12 protein-coding genes are annotated in these 19,209 nt (G+C 54.5%); 8 read left to right on the forward strand and 4 right to left on the reverse strand.

Features of this window, described 5'->3' with window-relative positions; all coding sequences use genetic code 11:
• Window positions 1–17: 17 nt before the first annotated feature.
• Window positions 18–2,609: a CHAT domain-containing tetratricopeptide repeat protein gene (locus XX99_RS07060; protein ID WP_184084694.1), complete on the reverse strand. Its 2,592-nt coding sequence runs from the start codon at window positions 2,607–2,609 to the stop codon at window positions 18–20.
• A 641-nt stretch (window positions 2,610–3,250) separates the two neighbouring features.
• Between XX99_RS07060 and XX99_RS07065 the strand changes: the two genes are divergently transcribed.
• Window positions 3,251–3,979, forward strand: a complete 729-nt coding sequence (locus XX99_RS07065; RefSeq protein ID WP_050058679.1) for a PAS domain-containing protein — start codon at window positions 3,251–3,253, stop codon at window positions 3,977–3,979.
• 101 nt (window positions 3,980–4,080) lie between these two features.
• Here XX99_RS07065 and XX99_RS07070 read toward each other — a convergent pair whose 3' ends face one another.
• The gene (locus tag XX99_RS07070; RefSeq protein ID WP_082125333.1) at window positions 4,081–5,871 is read right to left on the reverse strand and encodes an ABC transporter ATP-binding protein; all 1,791 of its coding nucleotides are present in this window, start codon (window positions 5,869–5,871) and stop codon (window positions 4,081–4,083) included.
• An 890-nt stretch (window positions 5,872–6,761) separates the two neighbouring features.
• Between XX99_RS07070 and XX99_RS27645 the strand changes: the two genes are divergently transcribed.
• The 7 genes from XX99_RS27645 to XX99_RS28320 all read left to right on the forward strand — a co-directional run bounded on the left by XX99_RS27645 (window position 6,762) and on the right by XX99_RS28320 (window position 13,543).
• Entirely contained in the window at window positions 6,762–7,079 is a 318-nt protein-coding gene (locus XX99_RS27645; protein ID WP_260315303.1) for a helix-turn-helix domain-containing protein, read from the forward strand.
• Window positions 7,080–7,410: 331 nt separating this feature from the next.
• Complete coding sequence (locus XX99_RS07080) at window positions 7,411–7,668, forward strand: PqqD family protein (protein ID WP_156185838.1); 258 nt, start codon at window positions 7,411–7,413, stop codon at window positions 7,666–7,668.
• A 28-nt stretch (window positions 7,669–7,696) separates the two neighbouring features.
• The gene (locus tag XX99_RS07085; protein WP_050058683.1) at window positions 7,697–9,052 is read left to right on the forward strand and encodes a phosphotransferase; all 1,356 of its coding nucleotides are present in this window, start codon (window positions 7,697–7,699) and stop codon (window positions 9,050–9,052) included.
• Window positions 9,043–11,079 carry a prolyl oligopeptidase family serine peptidase gene (locus tag XX99_RS07090; protein WP_050058684.1) on the forward strand — a complete coding sequence of 679 codons (2,037 nt, stop codon included), beginning with the start codon at window positions 9,043–9,045 and terminating at the stop codon, window positions 11,077–11,079. Before XX99_RS07085 ends, XX99_RS07090 begins: the two co-directional genes overlap by 10 nt.
• Window positions 11,060–11,437, forward strand: a complete 378-nt coding sequence (locus tag XX99_RS07095) for a lasso peptide biosynthesis B2 protein (protein WP_082125334.1) — start codon at window positions 11,060–11,062, stop codon at window positions 11,435–11,437. Before XX99_RS07090 ends, XX99_RS07095 begins: the two co-directional genes overlap by 20 nt.
• Before the next feature lie 17 nt (window positions 11,438–11,454).
• Window positions 11,455–13,293 (forward strand): asparagine synthetase B family protein, encoded by a 1,839-nt coding sequence (locus XX99_RS07100; RefSeq protein WP_050058686.1) that lies wholly within the window; start codon window positions 11,455–11,457, stop codon window positions 13,291–13,293.
• A 115-nt stretch (window positions 13,294–13,408) separates the two neighbouring features.
• A complete protein-coding gene (locus XX99_RS28320) occupies window positions 13,409–13,543 on the forward strand; it encodes a hypothetical protein (RefSeq protein ID WP_260315280.1) in 135 nt (44 codons plus the stop codon).
• Window positions 13,544–13,614: 71 nt separating this feature from the next.
• On the opposite strand, the gene XX99_RS07105 is transcribed toward XX99_RS28320, so the two are convergent.
• Together XX99_RS07105 and XX99_RS07110 are read right to left on the reverse strand one after the other, a co-directional pair.
• Window positions 13,615–15,960, reverse strand: coding sequence for a hypothetical protein (locus XX99_RS07105; protein ID WP_156185839.1), 2,346 nt, complete (start codon window positions 15,958–15,960; stop codon window positions 13,615–13,617).
• A 71-nt stretch (window positions 15,961–16,031) separates the two neighbouring features.
• Window positions 16,032–19,181 (reverse strand): TonB-dependent receptor, encoded by a 3,150-nt coding sequence (locus XX99_RS07110; protein WP_231581185.1) that lies wholly within the window; start codon window positions 19,179–19,181, stop codon window positions 16,032–16,034.
• Between the last annotated feature and the right edge of the window lie 28 nt (window positions 19,182–19,209).

Raw genomic sequence — 19,209 nt, forward strand, 5'->3', positions numbered from 1 at the left:
GATTGATTCGGTTTCACTCAAATCACTCCCGCGGGATCTCCGACAACCTCAAAGCTTGCCCAATAGTAGGGCGGGAGGCCAGTTCGCATCATGTTGAGCTGCGCTTGTTGGAGCGCGGCCGTCTTGCTTTGATGGCCGGCCAGGTTCCTATAAAAGGATGTCATTAGCTGTGTTGTGGTTTGATCGTTCAATTCCCATAGCGCCGAAACTACCGTTTCGGCGCCGGCTTCAATAAAGGCGTGTCCCAGGTCGGCGACGTCCACGTCTCCTACTGGTCCGACTCCAGTATTGCAGGCGGATAGCGTCACCAGACTGGCTCGAAGGCGAAGAGCGCGGACCTCTCGGACCTCAAGGAGTCCGTCATCTGGGCCCTGACTCTGTGGAGCGAATACGAGTGCTGAGCGATCTGGATATTCGACGTCGGCATAGCCATGCAGAGCGAGATGGAGTACTCGGTATTGATTTAGCGGGAGAGCCTTGAAACTTGTCTCGGTCGCTGCGGGTCCGAGAAGCAGCGTGCGCGGCGTCGGAAAATCCTGGGCGATTGTTTCGACTTCCTTCCTGGTTTGTGGCAGGGGTTGGAGCTGGCTCATCGTTGGGAGGGAAATCGCTCTCAAGATTTCGGTGACTCCCGTCTTTTGCTCGCTTGCCCCCGTCCAGGCTGCTACTCCCACGTATTGGTAATGATCAGAAAGCGTAGCTGATTCTCTTTGGCGCAACAGGCACAGGACCGTAGCGGATGGGCTTGCGCTGAAGCTGTGGTCGGCAACAAGATATGATCCTTGATCGACGAGAGCAGGGAAGGGGACGAGGTTGATCTCTCCGTCAGGAATCACAATCACCGATCTGCGCTCCCTGTATTCCTTGACTGGTCCAAGCAGACTTGTGAAAAGAGTCTGAGCGAGACGTGGGTCGCTTCTCCGATCATGGATCGTCCTTCGGTATTGCGAAACAAGCCCGGCGATTGTCTTTCTTGGTGGCAGAGCGTATCTGTGCAGCGTGCGGGACGTGATTGCGAGAACTGAAGACGATGAGTCCCCAAGAACGTATTCAAGAAGGAGTTCGTCGTGGCCAAGATTGCGCTGAACGTCATGGACGGCCAAAGGACGTTTGGCAGTCTCGCCTGCCAGGCTTGAATCGTCCAACTGCAGCTCTTCCGTATAGAGAGACTTCGCGAGCTGCTGTCTTGCCGCTGCGCTGTCAGTCTTGATCAATTCCAGATTCAAGGCCGCGATCTTCTTTTCCTCGTCGGTTGGCTCGTGTGGTGGAACAATCTCGTGATGCTCGAGCGCCTGCGCTTCGACCCTTCCGCGCTCTTCCTCTATGGTTCTGAAAGCCGCACTGAAGTCTCCTTCGCTGCACAGAACGTCGTAGTAGCTCGAATAGACCTGGCCGAGCTCATCTACCAACTCGCGTTCTGTATTGGGCGTCGGCGCAGTTGCAAGAAATGAATCTACGAGCGCCATACTTCTCTCAAAAAGTGCATGCGACTCTTTCGCGTGACCCATTTTGGCAAGGATGTCTGCTTTGATCGCCAGGTTACGCGGCGAAAAATAAAGCTCCTGTGGCAGCTTTGTGTTGGCATCTATCGCTTCGTCGATGCTGGCGAGCGCCGCGGGCAGATTACTCTCGCGTTCGTAGGCGAGCGCAACCAGGCCGCCCGTCTGGCTGATGCCGCGCCAAAATTCGAGATGACGGGCGTATTGAAGTGCGAACTCATACTGTTTGATCGCGTCGGGCCAGTCACCGAGGTCTTCGTAGATTTCGCCTTTTGACGTCAAAAGCTCAAACAGATGGGCATCGAGATGTGTCGATGGCAGCCTGCGAATGGTGGCGTCGGCGAGCTCCAGCGCTTCGCCGTACCGGTGCAGCCCTCGCAAAGCGTCGATTTTGGAATTGATCGCAATTGTCGGGTAGGCGACATTGCCCGGCCTGAATGCCGTGTTGATCGCCTCGTTCAAAGGTTGAAGGGCTTCGTCGTATCGCTGGAGTTCCACCAGGCCGGCCCCATAAACGCTTGCGTACCGGACGTGAGCGGCATCATCGTGGAGGGCCTTCGCCGTCAGCCACGCTCGTGTGACCAGCTTCTTGGCCGAACTGAAATCCCCCAGAAGAAAATCGGCTATCCCTTGCTCTCCCATAGCTCGGGCCATCAGCCGAAACTCGCCTCGGTGCTTCGCCAGCTCTTCGACTTGTGCCCAGGTCTTGCTGGCCATAGCGGAATCGTAGTTGGTTTCGATCATGCCCCGAATGACAAGGATCCGCAGCATGGTGTCCGGGTCTTGCGCTGCGGACAGCTTCTGATCATGAGCAAGCTCAACGAGCAGGTCGGGAATGGGCTCGGCTTCGGCTCTCGGGATGAATTGACTCACGTGAGCGTAGAGGGCTTCTGACGGGCGATTTGTTTCTTGGAACAGTTTCTCCGCTTGCGCATAGAGCGGAGCCGCTCCCATCCAGTCATTGTGCCAGGCGAGATCGTCCGCTCGGGCCAGAATGGCGTCGGGGGAGTGCTTCTTTGCGTTGTGGCGCAGAGCGAAGAAACATCCTATCGCTCCTAGCGCCAAGCCTGCCACAACCGCAAGGAACCGAGTTCTGCGGTTTCTCAGCATGAGGAGCATCGGACGACGTCGATTCGCGAACTGTCCTGCTTGGAATCGTCATCGATGGTTCGGGCACGCCAGATCCGAGCCTCCTACGCGGCGGCGACTACCGTGAATGGTAGCGTGGCCGAACTTTACGGCCAACCGAAACGTAGTCGGAGACTGCGACAAAATGCCGGGTCAAAGAATTATCCGCACGTTACGAAGGGAAGACTTCACGGATCGCGTTCTACGACTATAGAGGGGTGTTTCTTGTAGTATCGTGTTCGAAGATTTCTGCGACAGGAGTTTGGGTTCACACAACTCCGGCTGTCGAGACGTGCGATACACGCCATTTGGTTCGTAGGTTCGCCTGTACGCCCTCGACACGATTTCGATTTGGCTTATTGTTTTCCTACGATTCCCAGATCTGCAGGCCAAGTCGCAAAAGGGGGACTGCCATCATCCCTCCTGCTTCGGCCTTGTCAGCCGTTGCTCCATCGTTTTTTGCGGATTCGGCTCTATCTCTCGCGCTGCTGGCGGCAGGTCCGGTGAGAGTCAATCAAAGCGAAGATGGATTCTGAGAGATTTCTGTAACGATTTAGGTTCTGCGAATCACTATACGGCCACAGCCCAAAATACGTTTGTCGCTGTACCTTCGGGAGGCACCCTTGGAATTTGATAACGCGCTGCTCAGAATGATTTTGGAAAAAGCGCCTGTCGGTCTCGCCTTGCTCGACCTCGATCGAACGGTACGCTATTGCAATCCGGAGTTTCGCAAGATCTATGGATGGGACGACGACGAGATCATCGGGACAAAGCTGCCTATACCCGACCATCAGAAGAAGAATTATCTCGATCTTGTGGATGACCTTCGTTCGGGCAAGCCATTTGTCGGTTTGGAAACCGTTCGCATTCGCAAAGATGGAACCGAGTTCTACGCGAGGATATCAGGCGCGCCGGTTTTCGATAGTGCCGGGAACGTCGACGGGTTTGTCGCGTCCATCGCTGTTTCGGAAGCAAACCATTCTGAGCAACTGGAGCTGCGTAACCTCGAGTACCTGATCCAGGGCGCCTCCGACTTCATGTGCGTAGCCGATCTCGACATGCGGGTACTTTTCGTTAATGATCCAGGGAGAAGAATGATTGGGCTGCGGCCCGACGATGAGATCGACGGAACTGCTTTACGGGAGTTTTTCGCGAACGAGAGCCGGAATAGACTCACAGATATCTTCCGTTCGCTACGACCAACGGAGACAAGCGTGTCGGCGCAAATGCATCTCAAACATCGCGAAACCGGGTTACTGATCCCCGTTTCGTCCAGCATCTATATGGTCAACGATCCTCATACGGGTGAGCCGATTTCCATCGGTTGTGTTGCGAAGAGTCTCACAGATTAGGATAATACCGAACGTCCCGCTTACGGCTTAGATGATCCGGGGGACGGTCTCGCTCGTCGCATCATGCGTAGTTCGCCATTTTGCAGTGATGGACTTCCCGATCAGGTATTGAGTGAAACCTCGTCGCGCAAACGATCGCTCGCGGGGCTCATGCTTTGACCGGTATTGCCTATCGTATTCTCCCGGTCATAAAGGCTGCGGTAAAACTTGGAGTCACTGTGAAGGCGTGCGTGCGTCCCTTCGGCGACAACCTCTCCGGAGTCCAGGACAATGATCCGATCGACCCAATCCAAGGAACGAAGACGATGAGAGATCAGGATCATTGCCATGTCCGGTCGATATTTGGCAACTGCTCGGAAGAGCGCCTCCTCTGTCGGGAGATCGAGCGCTGAGGTCGATTCATCAAGGATCAGTATCGATGGCCGCCGCAACAAAGCACGGGCAACGGCAAGGCGCTGCCTCTCTCCTCCAGATATTCCGGCAGCGTCCGTACCGAGCATTGTGTCGAGCCCGAGAGGCAGGCGCCTCAGGACCGTCGTTAGTTGCGCGGCGTCGATGACGGCTCGAATTTCGCTGTTCGTCGCGCCGGCACTCGCGTAGCGAAGGTTGTCACGAACTGTGCCAGAGAAGAGTAGCGGTTGCTGCGGTACGTAACAGACGGTCTTCCGCAATGCACGAAGGGTGTATTCAGAAAGGGGTAGATTCTCCAGCAAAATGCATCCATCTGTCGGGTCGGCTATGCGTGCGAAGAGACGCGCTAACGTCGATTTTCCCGAACCACTCTTACCTACGAGAGCCACTCGCTCGCCGCCGTTGAGACACAGTGTGACACTCCGTAAGGTCATTCGCTCAGGCTGGTAGGCGAACGATACATTGTCGCATCTGAGGCCCACGGCCAATGGATCAGCAATGATTTGACCGACGCCCTTGTCTGGAACGCTCGGTTCGGTCTCCAGTACTTCGCGAACACGCCGAGTGCTCGCCATCATCCGCTGTGTCTTCGCATAGAGTTCCATCGCCGCAGACACCGGCTCAAAGATTCGAGTCACATATGCGTAGAACGCCACCAGGCCGCCCACGGTCAGAGCACCCACAAAGTACTCGTGTGCTCCCAGGCCGAGCACGAGAACGATGCCGACCGCCAGAATGCTTGTAATCGAGATGCTGAAGGCGACCTCAGTCCGGCGTTGTTGCCACTGCGCATCAAGAAGCTCGAGCCACGATCTGACTGTGCTAGAGACCCGCGCATCTTCGGCTCCCAATATCTGAATCTGCGGTACAGCTCCGAGGTGTTCGGCGAGGTTTCCTGCTGCGTTTCCAACTTCCGTCTGTGCGCGATCTGCTCTGGACTGAATCTGCTGCCGAAAGTGAAGGCGGACCCCGAAAAACAGAGGCAGCAGTGGTAACACTGAGATCGTCATCCGCCAGTTCAACGTTGCCATGATCGCGAGGTTGATCACGAAGAAGACGATCGTCCTAAAAATAGTATTTCCAACGTCAGCAGCATACTGGGAGATTTGCTCGACGTCCTGATCGATCCGGCTAAGCTTTTCACCCAACATCATTCGCTCATGCCAGTCTGCGGAGAGGTTCGTCATGTGCACCAGCAACTCCGTGCGCAGGTCCTGGGCAAGTCTCTGAGCGACCCGAAAGCTCAAGAGTCCAGAAAGGCCGCCGAAGGCGGATCTCCCGATGAAGCAGAGCGCAATGAGAGAAACGGTGAGGATCGTTCGACCAAGATTCTTCTGAGGTAGCGCGACATCGAGCAAATGGCGCATCAGTAATGGATCAAGAGTAGCGATACCTCCCGCACACGCCGCGATCGCGAGACCGATCGCGATTTGTCCAGAGTACGGTCGAAGCTCTCTCATTAACCACCGTGCTGTGCTCATGCCAACGATTCTTCGGCCTCCTTGTATTGCCTGAGTGGCCCGATCGTGTGATACGCATCACGTTCCAATGTGATCCGTATCACATTCCATTGTGTGATCCGCATCACGTTACAAAACGCATTAGCTCGTGTTGGTTTGTGTCGAGCAGCACACCATAGATGCCATTGCATCGGTTTGAACCATCGGGGCTCATCAATACACGTGGAGATGCACGACTTCGGCCGCTCACGCAAGCGTTTTCTGTAGGAAACACGCGGCTCCCGTGCCTTGACACGACGTTGAACGCATAGTCTTCTCATGAGAGCGGCGTGCGATGGAAAAAGCATCTCCCATCCTCTCGCGTGCGTCCAATTCACGTCGCAGTTGTAAGTCCAATTGCCCGCAAAGGAAACGTGCCCATGAGAGTTACACGTGTTTCCCATCATTGTGCCGATAGGAAGCTGTTCAACCTCTTCGCCGATGGAACTCCGGTATAGCTTCATCTGGTGTGTTGAGCGAACAACTCGTCGAAGTCCTGCTTCCTGGTTTAGCGTCTGAATCAAGACGTGGCGGCGAAGAAGTTCGAAACCATTACAAGCACCACTAAAAAGAACTGCGCCCGGTTGCCTTGCGATCTCGAGAGCGCAGGCACAACGCGAGTCGACCAAGGTCGCGGCCGCTGACAGCTTTGCAATTCTGTACGTCTCATGAAGATTTTGCTGATCTTGCGGCTTGAGGAATGACCTGTGGCCAGATCCGTCCTTAGAAAACTCTCGACCGTCGAGGGAGAAGTGATCGCAAAGATACGAACATGGAGATCGTCGGTCGACGACGAGTTCCATCAAGAACTCCTCCGGTACCCTGCGCGTGTCATGCAGCATTTCATTCTGCTCCACCATGGCCATGTGAAAATGCACTTTCGCCCGATCGCGAGAGAGCTTGGAGTTGAGATGCGAACTCTTGAGCGCACTTTTATCGAAGAGTTCGGCAAGAGTATGTTCCAATGCCAGGTCGATGCGCGCCTTGCATTTGCTCAAACTCTGCTTCGCTGGATGCCTCCTCCAAAGATCAGTGTGGTCGCGAATATGCTTGGCTACGATGAGCCGCGTGACTTCCATCACTTCTTCGAAAAGCACACGGGTGAGACTCCATCTGCGTGGGGACGCAAGGAGCGCGAGAAGGCTAAGCGCGACGTCCGCCTTGCTGCCGGTAGCGAAGAACTCTTCTAGCATCTAGGTCACTCTAACGCTGCTCTCGAAAAAGCGAACAGCGAAGGCGACACTTTGTCGCAATGTCCGACTCGGTTTGCATTGCATACATCGAGAGTCGGTGCAACACTCGTCGTCACAGTTGGATTGGCAGTCTTTCTCTTCGACTAGCGTCCTGTCGCCATCGCTCATCATCCCGAGCTTGACCTCAGTCCTCCAGGAGCTGCTCAAGTAACCAACTAGGATCGATTGGGCTAATTATGCCTCCCGGTTAGTTGAGCGACCGCAGGGGAGGGGCGACGCAGCACGTCAATTGGCAGAAAAGCTGGAGCCCAACGTGGAGACGAATCGAATGCTTACCATTACGCCAAATTTGCGATCAGTAGTCGATCACGACGGTGCTGTGATTCTGGATATTCCTAACAACGCCATGACAACCCTTAATTCCACGGGAGCGTATGTCTGGGAGCGGCTCGAACGAGGCATGACGCTCACTGCCATCGTTGCCGAACTGGCAAGCGAAACCGGCACTGATGAGGCCGTCGTTGCCAAAGACGTGGACGCATTTATGGAAGAACTGAAGTCCAAACAGCTCCTCGCCGCCTTTTAGGCCTATCTGCTGGAGTTCGGAGCCTCATATGGCCGACCACATGGAATACCGATTGGCGCTGCTTCTTCCCGAATCCCGTCAGGTGCTTGGGTTCCAGGGTTTCGGCGCGGATGAACTGCCTCGAATCAGTATCCCAAGGTGGGAACGGCCAGCAGAGCAACTGACAAAACTCGTTGAGGAGATGTGGCATGTCAAATCCGTAGTGCTCGACGTCCTCATAGACGCCTCTTCCCCGACTCCCTTCGCGATTATGGAGGTAAGAAAGCGATCCAGCGAACTTGAACGTGGAGGCCTTAGGCCGGTTCAACCTGATGATATTAGTAATGCATCACTCGGAGAGAAGGAACGCCACGCCGTCGCTTCCATTCTGTCGAACAACGCTGACGATCGAGGTCCATTCGCCCGTATTGGATGGGTTGGAGAGGTTCAGGAGTGGATTCAGAGGGAAGTTCATTCCCGAGACATTCGTTTCAGCGAAGACATTCTCCAATTCAACGCTGGTGGTGGGTTCTCGCTCGTTCGTTTTGACACGCAGCAGGGGTCAGCATATTGGCTGAAGGCCGTGGGGAACCCAAACGAACACGAGTTTCGCGTCACGACGACACTCGCCACGTTATTCAAAAGTTATCTGCCGCCCATAGTGGCGGTACGGCCGGAGTGGAACGCCTGGGTTATGGAAGATGCGGGGCAACCGCTCTCGAATTCCTTCGACTTGCCATCGGTTGAGAAGGCGGTGACTTGCCTCGCCGAACTCCAGGGCAAGAGCGTCGACTGCATCGAAACACTTCTTGCAGCCGGCTGTCCGGACTGCAGTATTCCAGTCCTTGCAGACCATCTTAGAGCCCTCACAGAGTATCTCGGGGATGCCATGAACCGGCAGACTTCAACCAAAGCACCCCGCCTTGAAATCCAGCGGCTGCGCGAACTCGAATCTATCGTTCGAGACGCGTGTCTTGCGATGCAGGACCTCCGTGTTCCGGACGCTTTGATCCATAACGATATCAATGGGGGGAATATTCTGCTTTGCGGTTCACGTTGCGTCTTCACCGATTGGGCTGAGGCGTGCATTGGAAATCCATTTCTCACCTTTCAACACCTGTGCGCGCAGGTTTCGCTTGATTCAAGAGACGCAGAGGCGTGGCTTCCTTGTGTAAGGAGCGCATACAAAAGATCCTGGCGTGAGTGGCTCACCGAATCGCAAATCGACCAAGCCTTCGTGCTGATGCCGATCCTGGCCATTGCTTCCTATTTGTATGGAAGAGGAGCGTGGCTGAACTCTCCCATCCGAGAGACTCCACATTTCCAGAGCTACAGTCGTAGTCTCGCCCGGCATATGGACCGCGCGGCGCGCGCTCCCGAGCTACTGGAGGCATTATGCCGGTAGCCAGCTGCAGACCTGCCGCCATTACCGAGGTCCTCCACGGCGAAACAGTGATCGATCCATATCGCTGGCTAGAAGACCGCAGCCACCCTGAAACAGATCGCTGGATCCGTGAACAACAGAGGTTCTGCGATGACTATTTCGCGGCCTGTTCCGGCCTCGAGACGTTCCGGACCCGCGTACGCAACTACCTGGATGTCGAGGTGGTCGATCAGCCCTCTAGGGTAGACGGCCGCTATTTCTATCGCCGCAGGAATCGAGGCGAGGAGCAGGGCTCCATCTATGTCCGTGACATCGCCACGGGCAGGGAACGTCTCCTTGTCGATCCGTCCAATCAAGGACCGTTTACGTCTGTGTCCATTTATCGAATCTCTGCCGCCGGATCACTCCTCGCTTATGAGCTTAGGCGGGGCGGGGAAGACAAGACCGCTCTGTGCGTTGTGGACGTGAAGAGCGGGCAGACATTACACGATGAGCGTGAGGTCGGATACGAGAGAGGGTTTGCCTTTCGCCCGCATGAGGATGGGTTCTATTTCTGCCGAGAAACCCGGACAGGCGCGGAGGAACACACCATACGGTTTCACCTTTTTCGCCAACCTGGCAGCGGCCGGATTGTGTTTCGCGTACCTCGGACCGAGGAAAGCCGGCTGATTCTTATCGCGGATGCTGTCCATCTCGGCGCCATCTGGCTTCACAGGAGTGACTCGGGCATTGTCACCGACTTTTTCATTGCGCCTTTGAGCGATGAGCCCCAATGGATTAAGCTGCTTTCTGAGAAGACGCCGGAACATCATCCTTTCATACATCAGGGGCGAATCTTCGTTTGGAAAAATGCGGAAGACGGCGGCTCCGCCGTGACCGAGCTAACCCGGAATGGGTTGGAGTTGCGGACGATCATTCCAAAGCAACGCTCTGTCATCCGTCAGCTCGCGATCGCGAAAGAAAGGATCTACGCGAATCAATTTGAGGGTGGAATCCCAAGCATTTCCTGCTGGACTTTGAGTGGAGAGCCCCTTGGAGTCATCGATGCTCCAAAAGACGGATCGATCTCACTGTTGGCGAGCTATAGCCAGCACGAGAGCAATGTCTTTTACACGTATGAATCTTTCGATCAGCCACTCACCATCTTTGAATATGCCGCAGATGTAAAGCGCTCCCAGATATGGCATCAACGGATCTCGACACCCGTCCAAACACGCGCCAAGACTTGTCGCACATCTTTTCAATCAAGGGATAGCGCGAGGATTCCACTCACCCTTGTGTTACCTGATGATAGTTCCCAAGGCCGGCCGAGGCCCGCAATCCTGACCAGCTACGGAGGATTTGGCGCTCCGATGACTCCCCAGTTTTCTGTTCTAGCCACCATTATGAGGGAACTTGGAGCGGTACTCGCAATCGCTCACATCAGGGGCGGCGGCGAATTCGGCAAACCCTGGCATGAGGCGGGTCGAAGACAAAACCGGCAGAACGGAATTGACGACTTCATCGCGGCGGCTGAGTGGTTATGCGTACACGGAATCACGGCTCCAAAGCGCCTCGCGATCTTCGGTGGATCAAATGCCGGCCTCTTGGTAGCTGCTGCGATGACACAGCGTCCCGACATCTTCGGAGCGGTTCTTTGCATTGCGCCGCTCCTGGACATGGTGCGTTATGAACATTTCGATTTGGCCCGCAGATGGAAGGACGAATACGGTACGGTCGAGAATGAGGGCGATTTCCGTGCGCTCTACGCCTATTCTCCGTACCATCGCGTGGAAAAGAATGTCGATTATCCGCCCATCATGTTTGTTTCAGGAGACAAAGATGATCGCTGTAATCCCGCACATGTGCGGAAGATGGCAGCACGTCTGCAATCCCTTCCTTCGCAGAGATCGCCGGTTATCGTCGACTACAGCGAAGAACGGGGTCACATGCCTGAGTTGCCTCTATCCATCCGTGTCGAAGCTCTTGCGCGGAGGATCGCCTTTTTGTGTAAAGAACTCGGAGTTTCTCAGGCCGAAGGGGTCGATTATGAAGAAGTATGTAATTGAGAGCTGTTTGATCCTGCTCTATCTCGAATTCGTTATGCGAATTCACGGGCTCAAACGACTGCATGAAATTGTTCGGCAGCACTCGGTTATCTCCATGCAGTCGGCGACTGGTCCTTCCAGCGAATTGTTGTGCCGCGCCGCGGATTATGCGTGCGTGCTCTATTTCAAGCAGGTGTTGTGCCTCCAGCGATCCTGCGCGACCACCTTACTATTGCGTCGCTACGGTTGGGGCGCCCAGATGGTCATCGGTGCGCAAATTATTCCGTTCGAATCTCATGCGTGGGTCGAGGTCGGCGGTATCGTCGTCAACGATAAGCCCTACATGCTCGACATTTACCAGGTCCTGGAGCGCTGCTGAACACGTGAGGCATAGGAATGAGCATTCTCTTTGGAATTCGTCAAGCTGAAGAACAGGCTGTCGAGGAGCCTCGGTTGCGCCGTATCGCATCTGCGACCGAACGCTACGCTCTCGATGGCACCTATCTCAAGGCGAGCGGTAGGATCGGGATGGGGTTCCAACCATACCACACGCATGAAAGATCGAATCTCGAGTCCCAACCCGTAGTCAGCCGGCGCGGGGACATGCTTACGTTCGACGGGCGTCTCGACAACTATATCGACCTGTGTCACTCACTCTGTCTGGACCCTGAGCGTACTCCGGATTCGCTGATTGTTATTGAGGCGTTCTTGCAGTGGGGTGAGGACTGCTTCTCCCGATTCGTTGGCGACTGGGCATTGGCCCTGTGGGCGCATGCAGAGCGTTCTCTCTATCTGGCGCGCGACCACGCTGGAACCAGGACACTGTATTACGAAATGGCAAACGGTCGGGTGCTCTGGTCAACCTATCTCGAATCACTTGTTCCGAAGAACAGTGCGCGGGGCTTAGATGAGGCATTTGCCGCCGCTTTCCTATCGTCACTTCCGATCCGTGATCTCACTCCGTACAGAGGCGTTCGCGCCGTATCACCAGCACACTATGTGATTATTCATGAAGGAGCCATTGCAAGAAAGTCACATTGGCAATGGATGGTGCGGGAGAAGGTCCACTATAGGTCCGACACCGAATATGACGAGCACTTCTTCTCGTTGTTTAGGCAATCGGTGGAACGGCGAACAGGGTCGGGTGCGGCAATCTTGGCTGAACTCAGTGGCGGTATGGACTCGAGCTCCATCGTCTGTATGTCGGACCACATTCGGAAGGAGCAAGGCGCTGCGCCCGTGGACCTCCTCGACACCGTTTCCTACTACGACGATTCCGAGCCCAACTGGAACGAGACGCCCTACTTTACCGCCGTAGAGCAGGGAAGAGGCAAATGCGGCCTGCATATCAAAGCCTCGTCTCACAGCCGCACGTTCGAGCCACCAGCGCCTGAATATCTTTGGCCTGGCCCAGAAGCTAGCACGTTTGACGCGGAGAGAAGACTGGAGGATCAACTTCGCTGCAGGCGTTATCGCGTAGTCCTGTCAGGCATAGGTGGTGATGAACTCTTAGGAGGACCACCCAACCCAGTACCTGAGCTTGCCGATTATCTCGTTTCAGGGGAATTCCAAAAACTCATCCACCAAGCTTTCAGGTGGTGCGTGGCAAAAAGGGTTCCTCTCATCCATCTTCTGCGTGACACGGCATCCATGGTCTTTACGCTATACCCGCGATTACCTCGATCTTCCCCAAATGTGCCACCCTGGCTCACCGCAAGCATTCGCAAGGAAGTCTTGGGCCTTCGGCTTCATGATTTTTCCCGCGTTACAATCGGTCACCTTCCTTCTTCCCTCGACAATGGGATGACGTGGTGGTCGATCATGGAAACACTGGTTCGTCCTTCTCAGAGGATCATTGGTCGTCGCGAATATCGATATCCGTTCTTGGACCGTGACCTAGTGGACTTTCTACTCCGCGTTCCAGCGAACCAGCTTATGTGTCCCGGCCGAAGGCGCTTGCTGATGCGCAGGGCCCTTCGCGGCATTATCCCATCTCACGTCTTAGAACGTAAGAGAAAGGCCTATGTATCGCGGAGCCCGCTGGTTGTGCTTTACGAGAATAAGCCTCGCCTGATGACTCTCATGCACGACTCCAAACTGAACAGGCTTCACTATATCGAAGAAGATGCCTTGAGAACTGCAGTCGCCGCGTTTGACGCTCCGCCCAATGCCGAATGGCAGTATTCGCTGATAAGAGCGATTCACCTCGAACTCTGGTTGAGGGCGATTGGGTGAGAAGCACATGTATAGAAGTTTTAGCCCTCGACATTGGGGCTAACAAGGATCCGCGCGATGGCAAACCGCAAAAGGGGCGATCTGAGCGTGGAAATTCAGCAACAAAGAGGTCGATATGAAATACACTGCACCAGCAGTACTGAACACAGTCAACGCAACCGCCCTGATCCAGGGCACCAAGAACGGCATGCGCCGAGACAGCGACTTGATAGATCCGTCGCCTGTAGCCGGATACGGTGCTGACGAATAGTACGGCAATTTGGCTCGGAAGATGGAGTACTTCCGCTCCATCTCCCGAGCCGATTTTGATTTGTCTGAGTCTCAATCGTGCTTCCCAAGCAAACTGTCCGATGGAGCATTTGAACGAGACCACTGCTGCCAACGTCTATATTCCGCCCTCTTTGCAGGGTCGGGGTCTTCATAGCCTTGGAGCCAGAAGCGAAACCAATCGACGTTTCCTTGCTGGGACGCATATCGTTCGTTCGGTTTTTGTAATATATGCTGCCCGGTGGGGATGTAAATGAGGTCAACAGGTTTTGCTTCCTGATACAGGGAAGAATATGTCTCCCACTCCCCCAGAATGGAGATTGGGCCAATGGCTTCGATACGGACAGGTGCTTGAATTTTATCAAGATTGAAGCCGGCGGCATTCTTGACCCAGCTCCCAAGCCCTACTCCAAAGGGTTTGCCTCCATTGGCGGCTTCCTCTTCAACAGCACCTTCGGGATCGCCTGGCGCGAAGAGCATATAGGTCATATAGCTTTGGTCAATCCCATCAATGAGGGTTGCGGCGCGAAAGCGGCGTGGCATATGGATCAGCGCTTCCTCAACGTACCAGGCTGCGCGGCTGAAACCAATGATGCCAACACGGGATGGATCGATTAGGCCACTCTTATCGAGGTAGTCGATGGCGGATTCAAACCCATCTACGGTCAAGAGGGCTTCCTGTTGCGCTGGCCGGATGTGTCGATCTGCTCGATCTTCCATTTGAAGTACGATGATTCCGGCGGCGGCGAACGCTCGTGCAGCGAAGCCAGTGGTGAATGACCCATCTATCAGAAACTCGTGCTCGTTGTAGAAGCCGTGGGTTTGGATCACAAGAGGGTAGCGATGTCCCAGCACGAAATTAGGGGGCAGGACCAGCCCCGCGTGCCACTCGTAGCCGGTGCTGTCTTTCCAGCTATAGACCGACTCCTGCCCAAGCTCTAGGGACGCCAGTTGCGGGTTCGGATCCCACAATTCCTTCGATAAACTTGTCTTTGGCCCGGCTACCCAGAGCGTGGGCGGTTCGTTAATATCCTGCCGAATGAAGATCCTCAAGGTTGGTTGTGCTTCATTCGTAGTTACTTTCTGCGCCTGTAACGTCCATGCCTGCTGAGTCTTTACATAAGACTGAGTTTCCTCCTTGCCCTCGCTGGACCACTGAAGGACGACTTCATTCGACGAGAGGCCGAAGACCGCGGAGCGCAGTGAGTCGCTTTCTTTGGGGAACCGCGCATATGCGATGCAACTGGCAGACTTGGACACGACCCTGTAGACGGCGGCGGCGCACGCCGAAATGCCTCTCACATTCGGTGTTCCCGAACCCTTCGGAAATGGGAAATAGCTGTTGGTAAACAATACAGCTCGGCTGTCTGGCGACCATACGGCCTGCAGAGCGTCAATATAACCCTCAAGAAAACCCGATGGCGCATCGACGATTGGAGTAACCGTCATTTTGTCAAGGTCGACATAAATGTATTGCCACGGCCAGTTGAAGCTTTTCCCGGACCGATCCGTGCCTGTGTGAGCCGGAGCAAAACTGGAAGTGCTGTCGGCAGTCTCGTACTTGAGCCACACTGCCGGAATATCTGGCACGGGCCGGGCGGCAATCAGTGCTCTTCCGTTGGGCGACACGGCAATTCGCAACCCGGCGGCTGAACTTGGAAAATGCCATTTGCCGCCGGCGTTCACCTCTCGATTCACACCTCTGTAGCGAACCCAGAGATCAAGGGCGGGCCAAAAGGAGGAGGGGTCGGGAAACGTCTTAGGGAAGAAAATATGAAACAGAGATAGACCGGTCAGGTCCGAAGACGCGTCGTTGATCGGCTTACCGATCACCTTGGGTGGAGACACGTGTTCGACGACGAGGTAGGCAATGGTTCCACCACCCTCGCTGAAATCTTTGATGTCTACGTTGTTCCCGGGGGTCAGGTCGATGGAAGCCCTTCCGGACAAGTAGGTGCGGAAGAGATGATGGTATCCATTTGCCTGCTCGACCAAGGCCAAGATGAACTGGGAATCGCTCGACCATTGTGCCTTGGTGATGAGCGAGCCGTAGGAATTGTTCTGTTGCGCTACAGGACTCCCCGCCCTCCTAAATAGGAGTTGGGGTCTCGGAGGGTGATCGTTCTGTTCGTGGAGATACCTGTCTATGCCGGTTGCCGAATACACCCACAAAGTCGATTCCAAGTGATTCGTGCGAAGCACTCCTCTTGTCGTGATCACAAAGAAGTGCTTGCCGTCAGGCGATCTCTTGCACTCGGCATCAGGGAGGCGGGTGTACGGATCGCTGAATGTGGTCATTTCGACGGAATCTTTCACTGTGAACGGTCGCCGCCCATCAGCAAACAGCCCTGAGCTACAGCAGACAACGATCAACATAAAGAGGACGACAATACGTCCCATGCAGTTCATCATTGAAAACTCCGAAACGCATGAAGAAAAAAAGTTGTGGAAGCGAGGCCGTTCCCACTCAATCAGAATTGAAGTCTTAATGACATCTGCATCGATCGCGGCCCGCCTTGCTGATAAAGCGGACTTAGGGTGCCGAGGCTTTCATTCAGTGTTTGGGTCGCCTGGCCGAATTGAACCCCGCCGTAATAAGGATAGATATATCCAAAATCTGGATGATTCAGGATGTTGAACATCTCAGCTCGGAATTGGAGATTCAACCGATCGACTATGGGAAACGACCGCCGAACCGCCAGGTCCAATTGATTCATCCCGAACCCACGCACAAAGTTTCGCGGCGCGTTTCCATAGGCGTTGCTTGGTGGCACTGCAAAGGCCGCAGGATTGATTTGCCGATTTCCTGGGATCCCTTGGACATGAAGATACACAGGAACATTGGGAACCAAATTCAGACCCTGATAGGCTGACTGTCCATTGGGAAGCGTAATCTGGTTCCCGTCAAGGATAACCGGGAATGCACCTCTCGCCGTGAGGCGAGTATCGAGTGACCAATGGTGTGTAAGCGTGCCGATCAGCGCGCCAGAATGAGTCGTAGGGAAGTCGTAGGTCGCTGCCAGATTGAAATTGTTGCGCAGATCATAATCCGAGTTGCCACGGATCTGCGCAAAATCCGTGTCCTGTGAACCAAAGTCTATGGAGTGTGCCCAGTTATACGACCCGAGCACTTGCAGCCCCCGACTGAGCGTTCGTTGAAACTTGACCTGTAAGGCGTTGTAGCTGGAGGTGGTCCCAGACGTCTCTTGTACGATACCGTATGAGCTAAAGTCTCCGGTGGCCGGAGAAATATCCTGCTGTGATAATAACCGCCTGCCGTTGCTTCCAACGTAGGATATGGTGAGCGTCTGAGACCTGCCAAGCGCCTGCTCTACACTTACATTCCATTGCAATGTATACGGAAGTTGCAGTCTTGTTGGGAAGTAATATGCCTGTGCGTTGTATGGAGCAATAGGCGGGTTGGCGATAGATAGATTAACTTGCGCTGGGGCGAGTGGATAGCTGGAACCAAAGTATAGCCCTTCTGAGTTTTGTCCCACGCTATTGCCGAACGCCTGAGTTGAAGTCTGTTGTCCAGAATCGAAGAACACACCGCCGCCTGCCCTCAAGACGGTTTCTCGACCGGGCTCTTGATGAGCTATGTAAGCGATGCCGAGGCGTGGCGCAAAGTTGTAGTAGGTGGTCTTCCAAAAACGGGTGCCCGTTGGCGCTAGGTTAAGACTTGATGGGTCTCCGAGATTCCCCTGCACGATGTAAGGCAACGCCTGAGATGTCGAAGAGGGAGGCGGATTCACCTCCCATCGCAACCCCAATGAGAGATTGAGTCGATGGCTCGCCTTCACTTCATCTTGGATGTATATCGCGAAATTGCTATATGCCGGATAACTCGTCGAAGTAACATCGACAATGCCAGCTTCAGATATGTTGGCAAGAACACCGGTATCGCTGTCGAATATGGAGGTGACATTTGGCGACGACGGCGCAAGTCGCGATGAAATCCTCCGAAAAGTGGCACCGACTTTTAGTGTTTGACGTCCATAGGAAATACTTGTGCTGTCGTTGACATTCGATGCGTGCTGAGGCTGAGTAGCGCGATCCTGCGTCAAAGCTTCATCATAGCCAGCAAAATATAGACCGAATCCAGCGGATGCGTCTGGATGTGTTGCAGCATCTATACCCTGTAGCTGTAAGAAAGTTACGGGCGTGGCACCGCCAAAGCTGTCGAAGGCCGAAGAGCTACTGCCCGTGCTGGCCGTGTAATTGATGCGAAAGTCGTTGGCGATCTTCTCCGACAGCTCGGAGGTGATTCCTAAGGTGTTCGTGTAGTTGCTTTGGCGTGTGGTGTCAATTTCCGAGAGGCCATTGTCGTAGCGTGACTCTGTAGCGCTTTGGGTGTCACTGAAGCGGAAAAACAGTTTGATCTTTGACGTGAGTTGTTGATCAAATCTAATGCTCGTGGAATTGAGACTGCTTGGTAGCGAATATGCCTCAGCAAATGGCGCTAATCCGTTAGGAAGTGCGGTTCCAGTCGGCACCGGGAAGGCGTTAAGCAGCGGCTGGAGTATGGCTGGGGCGGCTTGCCGGAGTGACATCGACGGAACATAGGTCGTTAGTGCCGCCTGGGGCTCTGTGAGGCGAAGCCCTTCATAAGAGAAGAAAATGAAGGACTTATTTTTCCCATCGTAGAGCTTGGGAATCCGAACCGGTCCACCAAGGGTTCCCCCAAAATCATTCTGCCGTTCCGCGGTCTTTCGAGTGATCGGTGTTGTGGTGTCATTGAACCAATTGTTGGCATCGAGTGCGTCATTACGCAGGTAATCGAATAATGTTCCATGCACATCATTTGTGCCAGAGCGGGTCTCGAAGGCAAGTTGACCTCCCGGAGACAGTCCGTATTCTGCGGAATAACTTGAACTTTGAACACGAAACTCTTGAAGATCATCGACGGATACAAGGCTTTGGGTTGTGCCCAGCGCGGTCGCCGCAGCAACCGATCCGCTCGTACCGGCTGATGCCCGGCCATCGATGTACCCGCTCGTATTGGCATTCACCCCGTCGACCGTGTACGCGTTTGATTCTGTACGCTGCCCATTAACGCTGAATTCTCCTGCGACTCCTACGCTGCTAGACGTCTGCGGACTGGTGGTAGTCACTCCCGGTGTGAGCTGGATCAGGTCCTGGAAGCTACGGCCATTTAGCGGCATGTTCGCGACGAAGTTGCGATCAACCACCGTGCTCACTGAGCCATCTGTAGTGTTGATGGTCAGGCCGCTGCCGTCGACAGTAATGCTTTGTTGAGCGGAACCCACCTTCAGGATGAGTTGCAGGTGCTTATCATCGCCGACATTGAGGGTGATGTTGTCGATGGCGATGTCCGCGAAGGATTGCTTCGAGACAAAAAGAGCGTAGTGGCTTGGTTTAAGAAAAGAGAAACTTGTGCTTCCAGATTTCCCGCTCGTAGAGCGCTGTTCCTGGTTTGTGTCGGTATTCCGGATAACTACCGATGCATCGGGGATGACGGCTCCTGTGGTATCCGTGATACTGACCGTGAGACTTGCAGAACTAGCTTGAGCTAAGACGGTCGGTTGCTGTCCGAGAGAAAACAGCGCAACAAACATCCAGAGAAAATACTTAGAAAGAAGCGTCTTAAATCGGGGCATAGGTCTCCTCTGGCTCAACTGAGCCATG

It is taken from the genome of Silvibacterium bohemicum (genome assembly GCF_001006305.1).
Lineage (GTDB): Bacteria > Acidobacteriota > Terriglobia > Terriglobales > Acidobacteriaceae > Silvibacterium > Silvibacterium bohemicum.